The following is a 19,811-nucleotide window of genomic DNA, read 5'->3' on the forward strand; positions in this document are numbered from 1 at the left end:
TTATTCTCCCGTTTCTGATTTATTTTTTTCGTTAAATTGCTGATTAATTGCTTTCAATCTAGCTTTACGTTCAGCTTCGGCTTCTTGCGCTTTACGCTTCTTTTGATCTAACTTTTTCTTGTGTGCCTTTTTATTTGCGTCTGTATTTCTACTCATTTCTATTTGGTTTAAAATTAATTATTCTCCACGCCAAATGATGTCACAAAGTTAGATTAAATGATAAAGAATTGTAAAACTTTTGTCCAACTAAATTGAAATTATTAACTTAGGTAGAAAGTAATCGAATTTATTAATTTTAAAACATTTATAATGGGAAAAGGCGATAAAAAATCGAGAAGAGGAAAAATTGTGAATGGCTCTTATGGTGTAAAACGTCCGAGACATAAGTATTATTATGAGGAAGATGTTGTTGAAGAAAAACCAACCAAAAAAGCTAAAAAGTAATTTTTTGAAGCTGAAAATCAATCCTGATTTTCAGCTTTTTTATTTTATTCAACTCAACAATAATTTATTCAATGATGAGAATAAAATCTACAATTTAAGCCATTAAATATTGAGTTTATTTGTGCTATCAAAAAAATAAAACATGAATATTTTAAAAAGAATTACAACAAGCATTTTTGTATTATTGGTTGGATTAACACTTTTTAGTTGTAACAATGATGATGATTCAGGAATTACAGAGCAATTAACGCCAAGCGAAATTTTATCCTTTACTTCTTGGGAAACAACTAATGCTTTGAACAACAAAGGACAAAATGTAGCCTTAACAGACACTAATGTTTCTAATTTTGTAGGTTATGCCTATTTCAAAAAAGATGGTACATTTACTATGTTCAATTTAGATGATACGCCAAAAATGAAAGTAGATTGGTCTGTTTCTGAAGATGGAAAAACAAGAACAATCGTTGCTAAAAATGATGCAGGAGAAGTTTTGTTTACACGAATTGTTGACATTACACTTTTAACAAAACAAGAATTTACTTACAGAATTTATCCGTCTAATGATGATAAATCTGTTTATTTCGATATCGTACATACGCCTACAGCTCACAAAGAGCCAACAAAATAGTGTCACATCAATATCATCCAAATATTTAAATTTAAAAAGCTAAGTGTCAATTGACGCTTAGCTTTTTTTGTTATTATTTCACAAATTTATATTCAACATTATTCCAAAAAACATAAGCTCCTTCTTGTTTTAAACTTTCAGGCTTATCTATAATTCTTGGAAAAATATTGTCTTTTGTAATTTTTCCAAAAGAAGAACTTTTACCAGAAGCAGAACTTCCATTTTCAGGATCTACAACAGCATAAGACTCAAAATGTTTGAACAAATAAAATGAATTTGTTGTTTTATCAATTCGACCCAACAATATTTTTCTTGAACCGTCAGTAGCATACAGATTATTTTCTTCTATAGTTGATTTAAATTTAGACGTTTTCAATTCTTCATTGATTATAATCGAATCTTTTTTCAATTCAATAGATTTGACAGAAGGATCTTCGTAAAGCGTCCACGTTTTCTTGAAAAAAGCTTCTGCTTCTGCCGGATAATCTTTTCCGTTTACTCCTTTGTAATAGTATGCATCTAAAATTGAAACATTTTTATCGAATTTGAAAATTTCAGTTTCCGTTGGTTGAGGATTCGTAGGCTGTTCTTTGACTGGAGTTGTCACTTCGTCTTCTTGACAAGAGAAAATTACAAAAGCAGCAAAAATGGGTAGTAGCTTTTTCATTTATGATTATTATTTATACTAAACAACATTAAATCTATTCAAAAAGTATAAAATCTATGTTAAATATTCTTTGTTTCAAGCCAATTCTAACAAAAGTCATTAAATACAAAATCAACAACCTCATTATATTTGCCGAAACAAAAACAACATGAAAGCAATTTTATTTGCCTTATTTCTATTATTGAATACTACAATTTTTGCTCAATCTCTTGAGATAAAATCACCTAATGAATTTCCTAAAAATGATCAACGTACAAAGATATTTTTGGGAGGAACGATTGATATGGGAAATTCTGAAGATTGGCAAGCGAAAGTTTCAAAAGAATTGAAAAATGAAAAAGTCATCTTGCTAAATCCTCGTCGTAATGATTGGAATAGCGCTTGGGAGCCTGTAAAAGAAGAGCCCGAATTTCACAAACAAATGTAATGGGAATTGAATGCAAAAAGTGAAAAACCATTGGTGATTTGTCCAGATGGTTTTTAGCGAAAAAGGAATGTTGATATTAAGGCAGAAAAATATGGCATAAAACAATTTGATTCAATAGAAAATGTGTTGGATTATTTAAAAAAATATTATAAAATAAATAATTAAAAAAGAGAGATTTAAGTTGAAACATAAAAGGTTTAACATATAATTTTATTTCTCAAAATCTTATTTTAAAAATTTATGTTTTAGCTTTGAAACCGCTTTAATAGTAAGTTTTAGAGATTATGAAACATAATGATTTGGAAATTAATCGGTTGATTGAACGATTAGAATCTTTAGGAATTTTGGTCGAAAAAATCGAGAGTTCTGGTTTTGGTAGCATGTTAAATTTTGAAATGATTTATCAACTTCCTGAACAAAATATTTCTAATGCAATCAATTTTAGACGTTTTGATATACAAGATGTTTATCTTTATTTCAAAGAAGCTGTTAACCAAAAAGGAGATTTACTTTTTATAGAATAAACGAAAAATGCTCAAGAATTTGAGCATTTTTTTATTTCAATTTTTGTAAGTCATTAACCGTATAAAACTTCATATCATTGTTCTTTACAAACTTGCAAATCTCTTCTAAGGTTTTAAATTCAGTTTCATAATTATTAGTTGCTTTTGCAACTGTTTTATGCGCATAAAAAACGACTATCTTATTGTTATCCTTTGCGTATTGCAACAACGAAATAAAATAAGGTACACTAAAATGCGCGTAACTATTATCGATTCCTAAACCAAAAAATAACGGTTTATTTTGATAATAACAGTTCTGAAAATTAGGCGCTTCGTTTCCATAAGTTGTTCCTCTTAATGTTTTAAAATGATTGAAAAGTAATTGATCTGATTCTACACTTCGATCACCATAAGGATAGGAAAAATCGGTTACATCAAGTCCTTTGTTTTTCATCAAACTTAGCATTGGAGCGATTTCTTTATCAATAAATTCTTTTCCTCCAAATTCTTTTATATACTTTGTTGTATGTACATGATTTAAACCATGCGCAGCAATCTCGTTTCCGTTTTGTTGCAGATAAGTTAACTCACGAATTTGACTCTCCGAAAGCTTATCAAAATGCGTTACATAGAACGTTCCTTTCCAATTGTATTGTTTCAATTTTATATTTGCATTGAACCATTCGTCCACATAATCATCATCAAACGTAAGCACCACTCCTCCTCTATTTGTAGATTTTTTTGGTCCTTTTATCACATCTTCTTCGTGTGTACAGCTATTCAACACAAGAATTGAAATTAAGCAAATAAAATAATAATTAAGTTTTAGCATTCTATATCAGTAAGTTTTAGTACTTAAATATATCGAAAAAGTAACTGCTAAATGAAAAATTTTTAAAATTAAGCAAATCTTAATTTTAGAACATTTTGAAGTGATTTAAAACAAAAAAACCACTCAAAATTGAGTGGTTTAGAAAATACTATAGTGTAATTTATATCTGCTGATACATAAAGTTTTCACCTAAATAAACGCGACGAACATCTTCATCATTTGCTAATTCTTCTGGCGAACCTTCTTTCAAGATTTTACCTTCGAACATAATATACGTTTTATCGGTAATTGCAAGCGTTTGCGATACATTATGATCGGTAATTAAGATTCCGATATTTTTATCTTTTAACGAACGTACAATCTTCTGAATATCCTCAACCGCAATTGGGTCAACTCCAGCAAAAGGCTCATCTAATAAGATAAAATTAGGTTCTGTTGCCAAACAACGTGCAATTTCGCAACGACGACGCTCACCTCCAGAAAGTAAATCTCCACGATTTTTACGAACATGCTCTAACGAAAACTCTTCAATCAAAGCATCTGTACGCATTTGTTGTTCTTTTTTGGAATGTTTCGTGAATTGTAAAACAGATTTGATGTTATCTTCTACAGAAAGTTTACGAAAAACAGAGGCTTCTTGCGCCAAATATCCAATACCTTTTTGCGCGCGTTTGTACATCGCATCGTTTGTGATATCTTGTTTATCTAAAAAAACTTTTCCTTGCGTAGCCTTTACTAAACCAACAATCATATAGAAAGAAGTCGTTTTACCAGCACCATTTGGTCCTAATAATCCAATAATTTCTCCTTGTTCTACTTGAAAAGACACATTTTTTACGACGTGTTTTTTACCGTAATCTTTTACTAAATTCTGACCTTTTAATACAATTCCCATATCGCTTCAAAGATAGGATTTTTGTTATTTAATCGAGTTAATAATATCATATTTTGTGATGATATGATATTTTCCGTTTTCTAATTCTATTAAAACAGCTTGATTATCCTTTGTAATTAACTTCGAAACTTCTTCAATAGATGTTCCTGCTTTAACAACTGGATAAGGTTTTCCCATAATTTCATGAACAGGTTTTTCAGCAACATTTCTATCTTCTAAAAATGCTTGAAACAAATCTGATTCATCCAAAGAACCAACAATTCCATTTACATCCATTACTGGAATTTGAGAAATTTTGAAACGACGCATACGATCAATTGCATGAGAAGCCAATTCCTCTGTACGAACCGTTACCAAAGGTTTATCGACATGTTCTTTAATCAAATCCACAGCCGTTTTGATTTCTTCGTCCAAATATCCTCTGTCACGCATCCAATCATCATTAAAGATTTTTCCTACGTAACGAGAACCTGAATCGTGGAATAAAACCACTACAACATCATCTGGTCCGAATTCGTCTTTCATTTGTAATAATCCTTTGATCGCAGAACCCGAAGACATTCCGACAAACAAACCTTCCTCTAAAGCTAAACGACGCGTATAAACCGCTGCATCTTTATCAGTCACTTTTGTAAATCCATCAATAATATCAAAATCTACGTTTTCAGGTAAAATATCTTCACCAATTCCTTCTGTTACATAAGAATACACTTCATTTTCATCGAAAATTCCAGTTTCTTTATATTTTTTGAAAACTGATCCATACGTATCAACTCCCCAAATTTTAATGTTAGGATTTTTTTCTTTCAAGTATTTTCCAACACCTGAAATTGTTCCTCCAGTTCCTACTCCAACAATAAAATGCGTTACTTTTCCTTCTGTCTGTTCCCAAATTTCTGGTCCAGTTTGCTCATAATTCGCTTGTGCATTCGATGGATTATCGTACTGATTGACATACCAACCATTCGGCGTTTCTTGTGCCAAACGTTTCGAAACTGAATAATAAGAACGTGGATCATCTGGCTCAACATCTGTAGGACAAACGACAACTTTTGCTCCAACAGCGCGCAAAATATCCATTTTCTCTTTCGATTGTTTGTCTGTAATCACACAAATTAATTTGTAACCTTTGATCACAGCAGCCAAAGCTAACCCCATTCCTGTGTTACCAGAAGTACCTTCGATAATTGTACCTCCAGGAACTAAACGACCATCTTTTTCGGCATCTTCGACCATTTTCAATGCCATACGATCTTTACAAGAATGACCAGGGTTAAAATATTCAACTTTTGCTAAAACTGTACATGGTAAATCCTTTGTAATCTTATTAATTTTAACCAAAGGTGTATTCCCAATCGTTTCTAATATATTGTTTGCGTATTTCATTTTTTTCTAACTTTTAAATTAAAACATTAAATTTTATCTAAAATTAATCGCTTTTGCAGGTGTAATTTTAGATATCATATACGATGGCAAAAGTAATACAATTGCACAAACTAATAACGCTCCTGCATTCAATAAAACAATTGTGCCAAAATCTAAATAAACTGGAGCTGTTGATAAATAATAGTTTTCTGCCGGAAGTTTGATAATTCCGAAATATTTCTGAATGAATAATAATCCAAGTCCAATTGCATTTCCAGCAATTAATCCTGGCAACATAATAAATAATGCGTAATTGATGAATAATTTTCGAATTCGCCAATTTGTTGCACCAAATGCTTTTAAAATTCCGATTGAATGTGTTCGTTCTAAAATTAAAATCAATAAAACCATCACCATATTAATCACCACGACAAAAAGCATGATAAAAAGAATAATGACAATATTTTTATCGAAAATAGAAATCCAATCGTTAATCTGAGCAAAAGAAGCCGTAGCCGATTCTGCATACAAATTGTATGGAATATTTTCTTGCACACGCTTTGCAATTGGGTCAATATTTTCGACATCGTTTACAAATAATTCAAATCCACCAACAGTTGTCGAATCCCAACGATTAAGACGTTGTACATGCTTGATGTCACCAAACATAATTTGATCGTCAAAATTTTTGATGTCTGTTTTGAATAATCCAGAAATGGTAAATCGACGATAAATTGGCTTCGTATCCTCTTGAATAAAATACATCACAAACGAACTATCCACATCTAATTTCATTTCGTCCGCAATCTTTTTCGATAATAAAACCTCATCCATAATCGAATCTTTATTGATTCGTGGAAAATGTCCTTTTACCATAAATTTCTCAAAACGAACCGAATCATAATCTGTTCCAACTCCTTTGAACACAACACCACTAAAATTTTCATCCGTTCGGATAACACCACTTTTATTGGCAATTGCTTGCACATGTTCTATTTCTGGAATTGATTTAAACTTTGGATAAAAAGCTTGATGAAGTGATAATGAATCAGAATTTAATGACGTATTACTATTGTAGTTTCTAATTGTAATATGACCATTAAAATCGGCCAACTTTTCTTTGATCGCCTTTCTTGCACCAACACCAGTCGAAATCGTCACCAAAGAAACAATCAACCCTAATGCTACCGCAATTTGACCTACTCGAATAATAATACTCGATAAGTTATTTTTAGTATTTTTACCAAGCGCAATTTTTTTTGAAAACCACCAAGAAAAACTCAAATTATATATTTTTTATAAGATTAAAACTAACTTTAGGCTTTAAATTCGCCTAAATTCAAATGATTCAAAACGAAATGAAAAACTTTGTCAAATATACATCAATTGGTTTACTTAGTTCAGTTATTTTTTTCGGCTTTTCTACTCCAATTTTAGCTCAAAATAATACATCAAAAACGATAGAAAATCATTCAACTATTCTTGTTGGAGCAGAAAATACAGCTAACTATCTTTCGAAATTAAAAGGTAAAAAAGTTGGATTAATTTCTAATCAAACAGGAATTGCAACCATTAATGGAACAACGATGCATACAGTTGATTTGTTACTAAAAAATAAAATCAATGTGGTTAAACTTTATTCGCCAGAACACGGTTTTCGAGGAGATGCTGATGCAGGCGCAAAAGTAAAATCTGGTATTGATACAAAAACTAACTTGCCAATTATTTCTCTTTATGGTGACAATAAAAAACCGAAAGCAAATCAGATTACCGATGTAGATGTTTTGGTTTTTGATATGCAAGATGTTGGCGCACGTTTTTACACATACATTTCTACTTTGCATTATGTTTTGGAGGCTGCGGCTGAAAATGGCAAGAAAGTAATTGTGTTGGACAGACCAAATCCAAACGGACATTATGTGGACGGACCTGTAATGAAAAACGAGTACAAATCATTTGTTGGAATGCACAATGTTCCGATTGTTTATGGAATGACGATTGGCGAATATGCGCAAATGATCAACGGTGAAGGTTGGTTAGCAAATGGTATAAAAGCAGATTTGGAAATTATTCCATTGATCAATTATACTCATCAATCCAAGTACAATTTACCAGTAAAACCATCGCCTAATTTACCAAATGCACATGCGATAAATTTATACCCAAGTACGTGTTTGTTTGAAGGGACAAACGTAAACGAAGGTCGTGGAACAGATATTCAGTTTCAGGTTTATGGTTCACCATTCTTAAAAAATATGCCTTATCAATATACGCCAACTTCAAAACCTGGTGCAACAAGTCCAAAATTTAAAGATGAAGTTTGTTACGGTGAGGATTTATCGAATGTTCCGTATCAATCTTCCATCAATTTGAAATGGTTAATCAATGCATATAAAAACAATACGAAGCAACCTTTTTGGACGATGAATGGTAAAAAATTGTGGATTGATCAACTTTCTGGAACAGATGAATTGCGTAAACAAATAGAAGCAGGTTTATCAGAAGAAGAAATAAAAGCAACTTGGCAAAAAGATTTGGAGGCTTTTATGAAGATAAGAGCAAAATATTTGATTTATAATTAAATTAATGCAAGTTAAAAGAAGCGTTCTTCAAAAACTGTCTACAAATGAATTAAATTCTTACATCAAAGATGATTCTAGATTTGTTCCTGAAGCAATAGAAATGGCTTTCGAAATTTTAAAAAATGAACGAAATGTTCAGTTTTCTGAAATTGAAACAACTCGAATTAAAAATTTAATTTCATCTAAAATTATTTATCACGAAAAAGAAGAAAAGAAGAATTCTTTCGAGCCAAATTTAGTTGAAGATATTGAAGAAAATAATGAGGTTCCGAAACTTCATACTATAACTGAAATTGTTTTTCATTCAAGCGTATTTTTTTCTTTTATTGGAGCTGTATTATTGTATAAAAATCTAAAAAAAATTAAAGACATAATACGCTTTCATTATGTTATTTTAGCTCTTTTTAGCCTTTCGATGTTAGTTTTTGATTATTATTTATACGAATATATAGTTAATCATCAAGAAGAATTATCACATATTAAATACAAACGTTTTGGTAATTTCGGGATATTTATAACAATTCGTGGAATAGCAAATTTGATTCTTATTAGCTTGATATGGAATTACTTTTTTGGAAAAGATTTTAAGTATAGAGAATTAAAATAATAAAAAAACGGAAGTCAAATTTGACTTCCGTTTTTATGTTTTAGAATGATTATTTTTCTCCGACAACCACAGAAATAGATTCACCCAATTCTTTTACTTTTTCATATAATTTTGTAGAACCTTTTTCAAACTCTATCGAAATTTTTCCTTCACGAGCCTTTATTTCTAAAGATTCTCCTTCTCTCCAAACATAGTTTTTTCCTTCAGTCACTGGTTTTCCAAATACTTTTCCGATTTCTTTGATTGCATTTGCCGACTTTGGTTTATCAAAAATTGCCGAATACGAATAAACTTCGTTGCTATCGCTTACATTTATCGAAACTGTAGAATGAGTTGTTGTCCCCGATGTTTTTGTTTTCGTGACCGCAGTTGCAGTCTGGGCTTGACAAGTAAAAGCTGTTATCAAAATAGCTCCAATTAATAGTATCTTTTTCATATTTTTATTTTTTATAAAATTCTGAAAAAGATTAATTTGCGTAGGTTAATGAACGGTTAACGAAGCGTTAACACAAAAAAAGCTACAAAATAATTGTAGCTCATTTTTTACGTATTTGTATTATTTATATTTTTTGTCGCAAGAATTTTGTCTCCAAGATTTTTAATTTTATCTACAATTTCTTGATTATCTAGATTAAAAGTTGCTTTCATCGAATAATAAGATACTGTATTATTAACTTTCAACTGCGCAAAAGCTGAAAGAGTTAACATAAACAGAACAATACTTAAATATTTTTTCATTTAAGGTTTATTATTAAACGATAAATATCTAAAATTTTCAGCAGAAAAACATCTTATAATTCGTTTAATATTTCAATCGTTAAGAATTCTCCAGTCATCGAATCAAAAGAAAATAAACAATTTAAACGACAATAATCATTTGCTAAACGATTTGGATCATTATTAATAATTCTTTTATAATCATTACTTTTACGAACATGCGTCTCATCAACATTTCGATTTAAATCAAAAATATTTTGACCTTCATAAACCTTACAAATTGGATTTGGAGAAAGATAAAACTTAATCGAAGTAATCATTTCATCAACAATTTTCACAGAAATGCCTTTTTCCTTGTACAACACAATTTTTCCTTGAGCGATATTCTGCTCTGAAATATCAGATTCAAATTCATTTTGAAATGATTGAAATAATTCGTCATTCATCGATTTTCCGATCAATGAAAAATACTGATTTGGATTGGCTTGAAATAAGTTTGTCATATTGTATAGAATTGATTTCATAAAAAAACCTTTCCAAAAATAGAAAGGTTTTGATTAATTATTGAGTTAAAAATCTTAGTTTTCTTTCAAATAAACTCCGTCAGCTTCAAAATTATATTGCAACTGAGGTTTTGTAATTTTCGCAATTTCTTCTTTCGATTGTCCTGCATCTTCTGCATAATGGCGCAATTTCTCAACAGAAATTTCACTTACAAAAGCTTTTCCGTGCACGACAACATTTGCTTTTTCACCATCTAAAGGCATAAAAAATCCATAATCTTTGAAACGTACAAATGATTGTTCTTCGCCTTTTCCAAGATCAACTTTCATCCAACAACCTTTCTTTTTGCAAACAGATTCTATCGTCGAAACAAACTGAACATTTTCCAAAGAATCACCACTTTTCATGTTATCGTATAACTTTCCAAGTTCGCTTTTCGTCAATGTATTTTTGATATCAAACGATTCTCCATACACTTGATACGCGTATAAATCATCTATTTTAGCCGTTCCGTTATCTAAAATTTTTGATTGAACTTTAGAAGCTTTTTCAGTTTTAGCCTTCGTTTCTTTTCTTGTTTGTGCATTTGTTGTCAATACAAAACAAGTTAAAGCACAAAGAGTTAAAATATATTTTTTCATAAGAGTCTTATTTAGTTCAAATTTAAATAATTGTCCATTAACAATTTTATATTTGGATATGAATTTTCTAATAATTGAGGAATTTCATTCTCTTTTTTCCATTCAACCGATTCAATTCCTTCCTCAGTTTGCGGCAAAGGCAATTCAACACCGTCATAAAAAACTTCGAACCAAAATGTTTCTTTGATAATATATTCTCTCAAAAAATAAATGTGAAAAGTTGGCATTAAAAATCGTTTCAACTCCAAATTTGTCAAACTACATTCTTCTTCAATTTCGCGAATTGCAGATTCTTCTCTCGATTCTCCTTTCTCCATTTTACCTTTTGGCAAATCCCATTTCCCAAGTCTGAAAATGAACAAATAATCGTCTTGCGGATTACGAACAATTCCGCCCGCAGCTTGTATATGTTTGTAATATTTTAAGAATTTCGTCCAAACATCATCAATATCTTCACTAAAAATATTGACTAAAGTTGCTGCTTTTGATGATAATAAATGAAAAGATTCATCAAATTGAGCTTCATTTTGAAACAAAATATTTTTTGCTTCTGGATTAGATTGGTTGCTGAAAGTTAACAAACTTTCATTAAAAAAAACTTTGTACATTTGAACGATTTGTTACAAATTTATAAAAAACTCACAAGGATATGAAGGTAAATACAAATAAAGTCCGTTTTGCAAAAAATCAACAAGAAGCATACACTTTTTTGTTGGATATGAAGAATTATGAGCAATTGATGCCAGAGGATACAAAATCGTTTGAAATTCACGAATCTGGAAAAGGATTTACGGTTGGTGTTGGTGCTTTACCAAAGGTTGGAATGCGTTTGAAAGAGACAGTTGAGCCATCGAAAATTGTTTTCGAATCTCCTGCACCTGCTTTTGAATATACTTTGACAATTTCTATTGATGCTGTTGATGAGAATTCGTCTGATGTTACGTTAGATTTTGATGGAAATTTCAATATGATGATCGAAATGATGGCAAAAAAACCATTAACATCTTTCATTGAAACTATTGCAGAAAATTTAGGAAAAATAGGCTAAGACTATTTTTCGATAAATAAAATTCCTAAAACTGTTAAATAAACTTTATATTTTAAAGTTATTTAGCAGTTTTTTTATCTAAATTATTTTTTATGAAACACTTTTATTCAAAAATAATTCTCCTACTCTTTTTTACTTTTACACTAAATAGTTTTTTATTTGGTCAATATATTCTGGTAGATACATCTTTATCGAAAGAAGAATTAATTGATAAATTTATTGGAACAAACACAGGTTGTATTACTATTTCTAATATTAATATTTCTGGATACAATAGATCTTATGATGAAATAAGCTATGGTTATTTTACAAAAGGAACTAGTAATTTTGATCTTTCCGAAGGAATTATTTTATCTACTGGAAAAGCAAAAGCTGCTGAAGGTCCAAATGCTACTTTACAAAGTTTTTATGGAATTAATTGGGGAGGAGATCAAGACTTAATTGATATTTTGATACAATCTAATTTACCTCATGACAAAATTTTAAATGCTACATCTCTCGAATTTGATTTTGTATCAAACCTTACAACAGATCAAATTAGTTTCGAGTACATGTTTCTTTCAGAAGAATATCGAATTGATAATTGTGATTATTCTGATGCTTTTGCCTTCTTAATCAAAAAAGCAGATAATTCTGAACCTTATCAAAACATTGCATTAATTCCAAATACAACTATTCCTGTAACAACTAAAACAATTAATGGAGCAGATAGATGTAAAAGTTTCCAAGAATATTTTGGAGGGTTTAATTCTAGGAATAGTCCAACAAATTTCAATGGACAAACAAAAGTTTTGAAAGCAAATGCACAAATTGTAGCAGGCGTAAAATACCACATAAAATTGGTAATTGCTGACCATGGAGATAGTTATGGCCTTTATGATTCTGCTGTTTTCTTGAAAGCTGGAAGTTTTGTAGGATCAAAAAGTTTAGGTTCTGATGTTGTATTATGTCCTGGAAAATCTGAAACAATAGATGCGACAACTACAAATGCTACAGCTTATAAATGGTACAAAGATGGTGTGGAAATTAGTGGTGAAACAAATGCAACATTAGTGGTAAATGAAACAGGTTATTACGAAGTAGAAATCACATTGAATACTGGTTGTTCTTTGAAAGGTCATATTAATGTTTCTGTACAAGAAGAACCGCAAATTTATCAAGATCGTTTTTCTATTTGTGATGATGATTTAGATGGAAAAACACAAATAAATTTAGACGAATATACTGATCGAATTGTAGAAGATTATTATTCTGCTCATCAAGTGAAATATTTTGATACCGAACAAGATGCTAAAGATAATATTTCTGCAGGAATAACGAATTTTGAACTAAATGGAATTCAGACATCTAAAGAAGTTTGGATTCGTGTTCAAATCGGGACTTGTGATCCAGTTATAAAAAAAATTACTTTTACATTAAATAATCTAAGTATTGCAAACATAATTCCTCCAATAGAAATTTGTGACGAGGATTTAAGTAACGATGAAGAAATTGTTTTATCCGATTATATTGATGACTTGATTACGAATATATACGGATCTCCAACTTATTATTTAAGCGAAGCTGATGCAAAAAATAGTCGAAATGCAATCAGCGCGACACAAATAATAAATTCAGATCAAACATTTTGGGTAAGATTTAAACAAAATGGTTTATGCGAAAATGTTGCTCCATTGCATTTTATTTTCAAACAATCAGGAAAATCATCAACCTTAAAAGATCTTACAATTTGCAAAGGAACAACGACGACTTTAGACGCAGGTCCAGGATTTAAAACTTACGAATGGTTACATAATGGCGACAAAAATCAATCAATTACAAATGTTCCTGTTGGAACTTATTATGTGAAGTTAGGATTGAATGGTTGTTTTTATACACAAGAAGTAAAAGTTATTGAAGCCGAAGATCCAACTATTCAATCTATCGAAATTCAAGGTTCTACGGTGACCATAAAAGTCACTGGATCTACGCCTCCATATCTGTATTCATTGGATAATGGCACTTTTCAATCTTCAAATATTTTCACAAATGTAACTTTAGGAACTCATACAATTTCTGTGAAATCGGCAGATAATTGTTTGCCTATTTCGAAAGAATTTTCGCTGATTAAACTAATCAATTTTATTTCTCCAAATGGTGATGGTAAAAATGATGTGTTGGATTATTCGCAATTAAGAAGTAAAATCAATCCGAAATTTGTCATTTATAATCGAAAAGGAAAATTATTATTTACAGGTTCGGAAGCAAACAATTATACATGGGATGGAAAATTGAATGGAAAAGCGCTACCTTCCGATAGTTATTGGTATATTATCGAATGGACTGAACCAAATTCAACTCAAACTCAAAAATTTGAAGATTGGATTTTATTAAAAAGTACTTATTAATGAATAATTGGATAAATTTTCCTAAAAAGGATTTGATGCTCGAAATTTATTTTTCTGAACAAAATATGGAGGACAAAACTTTATTATTTTGGAATCAAATTAAAATTTCTCCTGAAATATGGAAATGTGATGATGTTATTGAGGATAATTTTTGGGTAGTTGCTGTATACGAAAATTATTTGATTTGGTACAATGATATTGAAGAAGGTTTTAATGTTTCGAGATTCAAAATTAAAGGTGAAATAGTAGAATATAACGCTTCTAAAGATGAATTAAATTTCGCAATTAAAGCACTTAAAAATAAAATCGAATCTATTTAAAACAAAAAACCAGAAGATTAACTTCTGGTTTTTTTGTGATATATAATTTCAAATGATTAGCTCATTGATTTTTCGTAACGCTTACGATCAGTTTCTTTTAAGTGAATCTTACGTAAACGGATGAAGTTTGGTGTAACCTCGATACATTCATCAGCTTGGATGTACTCCATACATTCTTCTAAAGTCATTTCGATTTTAGGAGCGATAGAAGATGAATCGTCTTTACCAGCTGCACGGATATTGTTTAATTTCTTAGCTTCAATAACGTTTACAACTAAGTCGTTGTTACGAGAGTGCTCACCTACGATCATACCTTCGTAAACTTCTTCACCTGGCTCGATAAAGAATTTACCACGATCTTGTAATTTATCTATAGAATAAGGAGTAGAAACACCTTGATCTTTAGAGATAATTACTCCAGCAGAACGTCCAGCGATTGCTCCCTTAAATGGTTTGTAATCTAAGAAGTTGTGTGCCATTACAGCCTCACCTGCAGTAGAAGTTAACATTAAAGAACGTAAACCAATTAAACCACGAGATGGAATCTCGAACTCTAAGTGTTGCATACCTTCTTTCGCTTCCATAACTAATAAATCACCTTTACGTTGAGTTACTAAGTCAATTGCTTTAGAAGAGTAATCATCCGGAACATCAATAACTAATGTTTCGTATGGCTCACATTTAACACCGTCAATTTCTTTGAAGATAACTTGTGGTTGTCCAACTGTTAACTCATATCCTTCACGACGCATTGTTTCAATTAATACAGATAAGTGCATGATACCACGTCCGTAAACTAATTGAGTATTTGAATCTGAAGTTGGCTCAACACGTAAAGCTAAATTACGCTCTAATTCGTCCTCTAAACGCTCAACTAAGTGACGAGAAGTAACGAATTTACCATCTTTACCAAAGAATGGAGAGTTATTGATACCAAAAGACATATTCATTGTCGGTTCATCAATGTGCATTACTGGTAATGCTTCTGGATTCTCAGCATCAGCAATAGTATCTCCAATTTGGAAACCATCGATACCAACTACAGCACAGATATCACCTGCTTTAACTTCTGTAGCTTTAACTTTACCTAAACCAGAGAAAGTATAGATTTCTTTTACTTTTTGTTTCTTAGAAGATCCGTCAGGTTTTGCTAAAGCAACCCAATCACCTTCTTTAATAACACCACGAGTTACTTTACCTACAGCAATACGGCCTAAGAATTTAGAGTAATCTAAAGAAGTAATTTGCATTTGTAATTCACCTTCGTGAGCTTCTGGAGCTGGAACGTGCTCTAAAATACCATCCATTAATGGTAAGATATTTTCTGTACGAACATTCTCAGTATTAAACCATCCTTGTTTAGATGATCCGTAGTATGCTGGGAAGTCTAATTGCTCTTCTGTAGCATCTAAGTTGAAGAATAATTCGAATACTTTATCGTAAACTTCGTCAGGACGACAGTTTTCTTTATCAACTTTGTTGATTACTACTAATGGTTTTAATCCTAATTCTAATGCTTTTCCTAATACGAAACGAGTTTGAGGCATTGGTCCCTCAAAAGCATCAACTAATAAGATAACACCATCAGCCATTTTCAACACACGCTCAACTTCACCACCAAAATCGGCGTGGCCAGGAGTGTCGATAACATTGATTTTTACACCTTTATACTCTACCGAAGCATTTTTAGAGAAGATCGTAATCCCTCTTTCGCGTTCGATATCATTGTTATCCATGATTAATTCACCTGAATCTTGGTTTTCTCTGAAAACGTTTGTTGAGTGAAGAATTTTATCAACCAAAGTAGTTTTACCGTGGTCAACGTGTGCGATAATCGCAATATTTCTAATGTTTTGCATCCTTGAAATTTATGGGTGCGAATTTACGATAAATTATTTTTAATTACTATAGATTTTATTTAATTTAATGAAATCGCAACAAACGTATGTTATTTATCGTTTTTTATTACCAAATGGGTTGTATGATATACCAAAGTTGAAATAGAAAGATGATTTTGGTTTATACTCGTATATATAGTCATTAAAAGATTCATTTTTTTCAAAGATTCTTCCAGTAGGAATGCTACGTAGTCCTGTTTTTACAGTACCAATAAAATCACCAATTCTATGTTCATACATTACACCACTATTAATTTCTGTTTGTCTAAATTCAAATGTTTTATTCGATTGGTTAAAATAGAATGATGTAACATCCATTTCACTACCAAGAGAAAATCGACCATTATTAAATACATTTTTTTTCATCATTACTCTTTTTGGAAGTATGATATCGGCTATCCAACCATTTTTAAATTTATGCTCATAAGAAATAATGGGGAATGTAGGTACTTGCGAACTAGGGTCTATAATTACAGCTAAACCTAAAAGTAATTTGGTTCTTTCGTTTGCTGTAATCATTATACTACCTGTTAGTAAACCACGGAATCTTTCAAAACTATTTTCGTTACCATCAACTGATAGAGTAGCTGAATAAATTGCTGTTTTTTTCCATAGTTTAGAAATATGACTTGCAGTTACAGCTTCCGAATGATAATGAAAGTTTTGTTTCGTTTCATTCATAGTAGAACTAAGGTTATCTATATTTGCTGTCGTGTACTTATAATTAAGTGCTGTAGATATCGTCCATTTTTCTTTTTTGAAAAAATATAAATTCGCATTTGCCTTTATTTGTTGAAAGTTTTTCACTTTACTTTCGGGTAAATTAAAGTTGCTATCTTCTAACTTTTGAGAAAATTTATAAGGTGTAAGATTTGTATATTCTACATTAAGAACACGGGTAGAGGGGAATTTATCTGCAACAAAAACGACAGCTCTTTTTTGAATACTATCTTTTTTTTGAGCGAATGACAAAGTTGAAAGTAAAAGCAATAAGCTTGTAATTGCTTTTTGTTGTATTGAATGCATTAATTTTTATTTGATTTCGTGAATACTCGATTGGAAAAAATTGAAGACAAATACCTTATCATAAATCTTACTGATATTGTGTTCTTCTATTGTTTTTAAAATTGATTTTAAGGTTGTGTCTAATTTGTCATTTACAAGAACAAACCAAGATTCTTTGTTTCTATTTATAGAAATTGTTTCGTTATTTTTAAGATTAGAAATATCCATTAACTTTACTTCTTTAATATGTTCATTCTTCTCAATAATACAAAAATCATGATGTATACAATCTACAATTTCTAATGTCGGATCGTAGCATTGTATAAAACGATTTAAATCTGTTATTTGAATAATTTTATCTTCTTTTTCTGTTGCAGAAAAATTTAGAAGATTTAACTTATTTACCCAAAAATTAAAATTTTTCACACTCATAGTATTTCATGTTTTGTAAATTGAATAGCTAAGAAAAGTATAAAAAAATAGTTTTGATCGTTTTTTATACCAACACTAGATTTTTTTATACCAACCAGAAAAAAAAAGAAGAAGTATAATAAAAACGTTGGTTCGTATAAACTTTAATAATGGAATAGATTAATCAATTACCTTTGTTATAGATAAGATTTTTATAAAAATGAATTCATTGTTACCTCAATCAAAAAATCAAAAAATCATAAATTTTTTAGTAGATAAAAAGTTTAGATTTTCTCGTCATTTACTTTTTATAGTTGGATTTTTATTAGTGATATATAGTTCTACGTTTGCATCTAATTATTATGGTGTATATAGATATTATGTTATTCTTTTACTATTTGTAGTATTTGTATTAAAAACATATATTAATATTTATATATTGGTTCCAAAGTTTTTTTTTAAAGGTTACTATATTTTATATCTATTACTATTAACAATTTTAGTTTATGTGGGGATTAATATTATTGGTCAATCATTAGATATGTTTTTTGAAAAATATAGAATAGCTAATCCTAGACATTTTGGTGAAAACATAAGGAGAAGTTATGAAGGGCTTATAGTTGTTGTGCCAATTATTATGATGACAACTACCTTAAAACTTTTTCAGAAATGGATTGAAGATAATAGACAAATATCTGAACTGAAAAATTTGACATTTTCAATGGAGATAAATGAATTAAAAAATCAAATCAACCCACATTTTTTATTCAATATGTTGAATAATGTAAAAGCATTAATCAGAAAAGATCCTGAAATAGCGACAGATGTTATTATGAAACTTTCAGATTTTTTAAGATATCAATTATATGAAAATAATGAAGAAAAAACACCTGTTTCTTCAGAGTTGAAATTTTTAGCTAATTTTTTAGATTTAGAGAAAATTCGTCAAGAAAATTTAAATGTAGTTATAGAGACTGAAGCGAATAAAAGCGAATTAAATTCTACTTACATTCCGCCCAATTTATTTACAACATTTGTAGAAAATGCTATAAAGCATAGTGTTAATTTAAATGGAGAAGCAACTTATATAAAGGTAAAAGTTTCGATTATTGATAATCATTTACACTTTGTTTGTTTAAATTCTTTAGATCCTAATTACATCATTCCTAATAATAAATTTAAAGGTTTAGGGCTTCCAAATATTACAAGAAGATTAGAACTTTTGTACGGAAAAATGTATACTTTAAATATAGAATCTACAAAAGATGAATATGTTGTTAACTTAATAATTCCAATATGAATTGTATTATAATTGATGATGAGCCTTTGGCAAGAGAAGAAATGGAGTTATTAATAAACGAAGTTTCTGAATTAGAAATTCTAGGTAAGTTTCCGAATGCAGCTTTAGCTTCAAAATTTTTAAGTACAACACAACCAGATGTTATATTTCTTGACATAGAAATGCCATTAATTAATGGGATAGAGTTTGCGCAAAGTGTACCTAGAAATACTTTAATAATTTTTACAACCGCTTATTCAAGATACGCAATAGATAGTTATGAATTAGATGCTATCGATTATTTGTTAAAGCCAATTGATAAAAAGCGTTTAGAAAAAGCAATAAATAAGGCGACGTTTTTTTATAATTTCCTTTCTAATAAAAAGGTTGAAGAAAATACTGTTGAAGAGAATGATGATAATTTTTTATTTATAAAAGCCGATAGAAAACAATATAAAATAAGTTTTTCTGAAATCTTGTTCATAGAAGGTTTGAAAGATTATGTAGTGCTTTACACAACGACACAGAAGTTAATTACAGCAATGAATTTAAAAACGATTCACCAGAAAATAGATTCAGAATTTTTTATACGCGTTAGTAAATCATATATCATAAATTCAAAACATATTATGGATCAGTATCAAAAGTTGG

The 19,811-nt window shown here is 30.0% G+C and carries 25 protein-coding genes; 11 read left to right on the forward strand and 14 right to left on the reverse strand.

Annotation, left to right across the window (positions count from 1 at the left end; translation table 11 throughout):
• Complete coding sequence (locus B3R94_RS11050; RefSeq protein WP_291100818.1) at positions 1-156, reverse strand: hypothetical protein; 156 nt, start codon at positions 154-156, stop codon at positions 1-3.
• 153 nt (positions 157-309) lie between these two features.
• On the opposite strand from B3R94_RS11050, the gene B3R94_RS11055 reads away from it, so the two are divergent.
• Complete coding sequence (locus tag B3R94_RS11055; protein ID WP_219033578.1) at positions 310-444, forward strand: 30S ribosomal protein THX; 135 nt, start codon at positions 310-312, stop codon at positions 442-444.
• Between the two features lie 142 nt (positions 445-586).
• Entirely contained in the window at positions 587-1,072 is a 486-nt protein-coding gene (locus B3R94_RS11060; RefSeq protein WP_291100819.1) for a DUF4822 domain-containing protein, read from the forward strand.
• A gap of 73 nt (positions 1,073-1,145) precedes the next feature.
• Here the strand turns inward: B3R94_RS11060 and B3R94_RS11065 are convergent, their stop codons facing one another.
• Complete coding sequence (locus B3R94_RS11065; protein ID WP_291089414.1) at positions 1,146-1,739, reverse strand: hypothetical protein; 594 nt, start codon at positions 1,737-1,739, stop codon at positions 1,146-1,148.
• 148 nt (positions 1,740-1,887) lie between these two features.
• Between B3R94_RS11065 and B3R94_RS11070 the strand changes: the two genes are divergently transcribed.
• Both B3R94_RS11070 and B3R94_RS11075 read left to right on the forward strand, forming a co-directional pair.
• A complete protein-coding gene (locus tag B3R94_RS11070) occupies positions 1,888-2,166 on the forward strand; it encodes a nucleoside 2-deoxyribosyltransferase domain-containing protein (RefSeq protein ID WP_291063475.1) in 279 nt (92 codons plus the stop codon).
• 284 nt (positions 2,167-2,450) lie between these two features.
• Complete coding sequence (locus B3R94_RS11075) at positions 2,451-2,690, forward strand: hypothetical protein (protein ID WP_038334521.1); 240 nt, start codon at positions 2,451-2,453, stop codon at positions 2,688-2,690.
• Between the two features lie 31 nt (positions 2,691-2,721).
• Here the strand turns inward: B3R94_RS11075 and B3R94_RS11080 are convergent, their stop codons facing one another.
• From B3R94_RS11080 to B3R94_RS11095, 4 genes are all read right to left on the reverse strand, one after another.
• The gene (locus B3R94_RS11080) at positions 2,722-3,501 is read right to left on the reverse strand and encodes a polysaccharide deacetylase family protein (protein ID WP_291100822.1); all 780 of its coding nucleotides are present in this window, start codon (positions 3,499-3,501) and stop codon (positions 2,722-2,724) included.
• Between the two features lie 160 nt (positions 3,502-3,661).
• Positions 3,662-4,390 (reverse strand): LPS export ABC transporter ATP-binding protein, encoded by a 729-nt coding sequence (lptB, locus tag B3R94_RS11085; protein WP_125348857.1) that lies wholly within the window; start codon positions 4,388-4,390, stop codon positions 3,662-3,664.
• 30 nt (positions 4,391-4,420) lie between these two features.
• A complete protein-coding gene (locus B3R94_RS11090) occupies positions 4,421-5,782 on the reverse strand; it encodes a pyridoxal-phosphate dependent enzyme (protein ID WP_280035549.1) in 1,362 nt (453 codons plus the stop codon).
• Positions 5,783-5,815: 33 nt separating this feature from the next.
• Positions 5,816-7,045, reverse strand: coding sequence for an ABC transporter permease (locus B3R94_RS11095; protein ID WP_038334518.1), 1,230 nt, complete (start codon positions 7,043-7,045; stop codon positions 5,816-5,818).
• 74 nt (positions 7,046-7,119) lie between these two features.
• Here B3R94_RS11095 and B3R94_RS11100 point away from each other — a divergent pair, with 74 nt between their 5' ends.
• Complete coding sequence (locus B3R94_RS11100; protein WP_291100825.1) at positions 7,120-8,343, forward strand: exo-beta-N-acetylmuramidase NamZ family protein; 1,224 nt, start codon at positions 7,120-7,122, stop codon at positions 8,341-8,343.
• Positions 8,344-8,347: 4 nt separating this feature from the next.
• Entirely contained in the window at positions 8,348-8,950 is a 603-nt protein-coding gene (locus tag B3R94_RS11105; protein ID WP_038334516.1) for a hypothetical protein, read from the forward strand.
• Between the two features lie 49 nt (positions 8,951-8,999).
• Here B3R94_RS11105 and B3R94_RS11110 read toward each other — a convergent pair whose 3' ends face one another.
• The 5 genes from B3R94_RS11110 to B3R94_RS11130 all read right to left on the reverse strand — a co-directional run bounded on the left by B3R94_RS11110 (position 9,000) and on the right by B3R94_RS11130 (position 11,420).
• Complete coding sequence (locus B3R94_RS11110; RefSeq protein ID WP_291100829.1) at positions 9,000-9,386, reverse strand: hypothetical protein; 387 nt, start codon at positions 9,384-9,386, stop codon at positions 9,000-9,002.
• 107 nt (positions 9,387-9,493) lie between these two features.
• The gene (locus tag B3R94_RS11115; RefSeq protein ID WP_291100832.1) at positions 9,494-9,688 is read right to left on the reverse strand and encodes a hypothetical protein; all 195 of its coding nucleotides are present in this window, start codon (positions 9,686-9,688) and stop codon (positions 9,494-9,496) included.
• A 53-nt stretch (positions 9,689-9,741) separates the two neighbouring features.
• Complete coding sequence (locus tag B3R94_RS11120) at positions 9,742-10,191, reverse strand: hypothetical protein (RefSeq protein ID WP_291100835.1); 450 nt, start codon at positions 10,189-10,191, stop codon at positions 9,742-9,744.
• Between the two features lie 54 nt (positions 10,192-10,245).
• Positions 10,246-10,812 (reverse strand): DUF4920 domain-containing protein, encoded by a 567-nt coding sequence (locus B3R94_RS11125; RefSeq protein ID WP_291100838.1) that lies wholly within the window; start codon positions 10,810-10,812, stop codon positions 10,246-10,248.
• Positions 10,813-10,823: 11 nt separating this feature from the next.
• Positions 10,824-11,420, reverse strand: coding sequence for an NUDIX hydrolase (locus tag B3R94_RS11130; protein ID WP_291100840.1), 597 nt, complete (start codon positions 11,418-11,420; stop codon positions 10,824-10,826).
• A 41-nt stretch (positions 11,421-11,461) separates the two neighbouring features.
• Here B3R94_RS11130 and B3R94_RS11135 point away from each other — a divergent pair, with 41 nt between their 5' ends.
• From B3R94_RS11135 to B3R94_RS11145, 3 genes are all read left to right on the forward strand, one after another.
• Positions 11,462-11,860, forward strand: coding sequence for a hypothetical protein (locus B3R94_RS11135; RefSeq protein ID WP_038334509.1), 399 nt, complete (start codon positions 11,462-11,464; stop codon positions 11,858-11,860).
• 92 nt (positions 11,861-11,952) lie between these two features.
• On the forward strand, positions 11,953-14,247 hold the full coding sequence (locus tag B3R94_RS11140; RefSeq protein ID WP_291100843.1) for a choice-of-anchor L domain-containing protein: 2,295 nt from the start codon (positions 11,953-11,955) through the stop codon (positions 14,245-14,247).
• Positions 14,247-14,567, forward strand: a complete 321-nt coding sequence (locus tag B3R94_RS11145; protein WP_125348788.1) for a hypothetical protein — start codon at positions 14,247-14,249, stop codon at positions 14,565-14,567. The genes B3R94_RS11140 and B3R94_RS11145 overlap by 1 nt, the downstream gene beginning before the upstream one ends.
• 56 nt (positions 14,568-14,623) lie before the next feature.
• Here B3R94_RS11145 and typA read toward each other — a convergent pair whose 3' ends face one another.
• From typA to B3R94_RS11160, 3 genes are all read right to left on the reverse strand, one after another.
• Positions 14,624-16,426, reverse strand: a complete 1,803-nt coding sequence (gene typA, locus B3R94_RS11150; RefSeq protein ID WP_291100845.1) for a translational GTPase TypA — start codon at positions 16,424-16,426, stop codon at positions 14,624-14,626.
• Between the two features lie 93 nt (positions 16,427-16,519).
• Complete coding sequence (locus B3R94_RS11155; RefSeq protein ID WP_038334506.1) at positions 16,520-17,491, reverse strand: hypothetical protein; 972 nt, start codon at positions 17,489-17,491, stop codon at positions 16,520-16,522.
• A gap of 6 nt (positions 17,492-17,497) precedes the next feature.
• Positions 17,498-17,902 (reverse strand): hypothetical protein, encoded by a 405-nt coding sequence (locus B3R94_RS11160; protein WP_038334505.1) that lies wholly within the window; start codon positions 17,900-17,902, stop codon positions 17,498-17,500.
• Between the two features lie 199 nt (positions 17,903-18,101).
• On the opposite strand from B3R94_RS11160, the gene B3R94_RS11165 reads away from it, so the two are divergent.
• Positions 18,102-19,181, forward strand: coding sequence for a sensor histidine kinase (locus tag B3R94_RS11165; RefSeq protein WP_038334504.1), 1,080 nt, complete (start codon positions 18,102-18,104; stop codon positions 19,179-19,181).
• Positions 19,178-19,811 (forward strand): LytR/AlgR family response regulator transcription factor (locus tag B3R94_RS11170; RefSeq protein WP_291100849.1); only part of this gene is annotated, 634 nt, incomplete at its 3' end. The genes B3R94_RS11165 and B3R94_RS11170, both read left to right, overlap by 4 nt.

This window comes from Empedobacter sp. UBA7611, from assembly GCF_002484365.1.
Lineage (GTDB): Bacteria > Bacteroidota > Bacteroidia > Flavobacteriales > Weeksellaceae > Empedobacter > Empedobacter falsenii_B.

Bases quoted from the DNA above. Each gene is read 5' to 3' on its own strand.
- B3R94_RS11050 (WP_291100818.1), bottom strand. From the start codon at position 156: ATGAGTAGAAATACAGACGCAAATAAAAAGGCACACAAGAAAAAGTTA.
- B3R94_RS11055 (WP_219033578.1), top strand. From the start codon at position 310: ATGGGAAAAGGCGATAAAAAATCGAGAAGAGGAAAAATTGTGAATGGC.
- B3R94_RS11060 (WP_291100819.1), top strand. From the start codon at position 587: ATGAATATTTTAAAAAGAATTACAACAAGCATTTTTGTATTATTGGTT.
- B3R94_RS11065 (WP_291089414.1), bottom strand. From the start codon at position 1,739: ATGAAAAAGCTACTACCCATTTTTGCTGCTTTTGTAATTTTCTCTTGT.
- B3R94_RS11070 (WP_291063475.1), top strand. From the start codon at position 1,888: ATGAAAGCAATTTTATTTGCCTTATTTCTATTATTGAATACTACAATT.
- B3R94_RS11075 (WP_038334521.1), top strand. From the start codon at position 2,451: ATGAAACATAATGATTTGGAAATTAATCGGTTGATTGAACGATTAGAA.
- B3R94_RS11080 (WP_291100822.1), bottom strand. From the start codon at position 3,501: ATGCTAAAACTTAATTATTATTTTATTTGCTTAATTTCAATTCTTGTG.
- B3R94_RS11090 (WP_280035549.1), bottom strand. From the start codon at position 5,782: ATGAAATACGCAAACAATATATTAGAAACGATTGGGAATACACCTTTG.
- B3R94_RS11100 (WP_291100825.1), top strand. From the start codon at position 7,120: ATGAAAAACTTTGTCAAATATACATCAATTGGTTTACTTAGTTCAGTT.
- B3R94_RS11105 (WP_038334516.1), top strand. From the start codon at position 8,348: ATGCAAGTTAAAAGAAGCGTTCTTCAAAAACTGTCTACAAATGAATTA.
- B3R94_RS11110 (WP_291100829.1), bottom strand. From the start codon at position 9,386: ATGAAAAAGATACTATTAATTGGAGCTATTTTGATAACAGCTTTTACT.
- B3R94_RS11115 (WP_291100832.1), bottom strand. From the start codon at position 9,688: ATGAAAAAATATTTAAGTATTGTTCTGTTTATGTTAACTCTTTCAGCT.
- B3R94_RS11120 (WP_291100835.1), bottom strand. From the start codon at position 10,191: ATGAAATCAATTCTATACAATATGACAAACTTATTTCAAGCCAATCCA.
- B3R94_RS11125 (WP_291100838.1), bottom strand. From the start codon at position 10,812: ATGAAAAAATATATTTTAACTCTTTGTGCTTTAACTTGTTTTGTATTG.
- B3R94_RS11130 (WP_291100840.1), bottom strand. From the start codon at position 11,420: ATGTACAAAGTTTTTTTTAATGAAAGTTTGTTAACTTTCAGCAACCAA.
- B3R94_RS11135 (WP_038334509.1), top strand. From the start codon at position 11,462: ATGAAGGTAAATACAAATAAAGTCCGTTTTGCAAAAAATCAACAAGAA.
- B3R94_RS11140 (WP_291100843.1), top strand. From the start codon at position 11,953: ATGAAACACTTTTATTCAAAAATAATTCTCCTACTCTTTTTTACTTTT.
- B3R94_RS11145 (WP_125348788.1), top strand. From the start codon at position 14,247: ATGAATAATTGGATAAATTTTCCTAAAAAGGATTTGATGCTCGAAATT.
- typA (WP_291100845.1), bottom strand. From the start codon at position 16,426: ATGCAAAACATTAGAAATATTGCGATTATCGCACACGTTGACCACGGT.
- B3R94_RS11155 (WP_038334506.1), bottom strand. From the start codon at position 17,491: ATGCATTCAATACAACAAAAAGCAATTACAAGCTTATTGCTTTTACTT.
- B3R94_RS11160 (WP_038334505.1), bottom strand. From the start codon at position 17,902: ATGAGTGTGAAAAATTTTAATTTTTGGGTAAATAAGTTAAATCTTCTA.
- B3R94_RS11165 (WP_038334504.1), top strand. From the start codon at position 18,102: ATGAATTCATTGTTACCTCAATCAAAAAATCAAAAAATCATAAATTTT.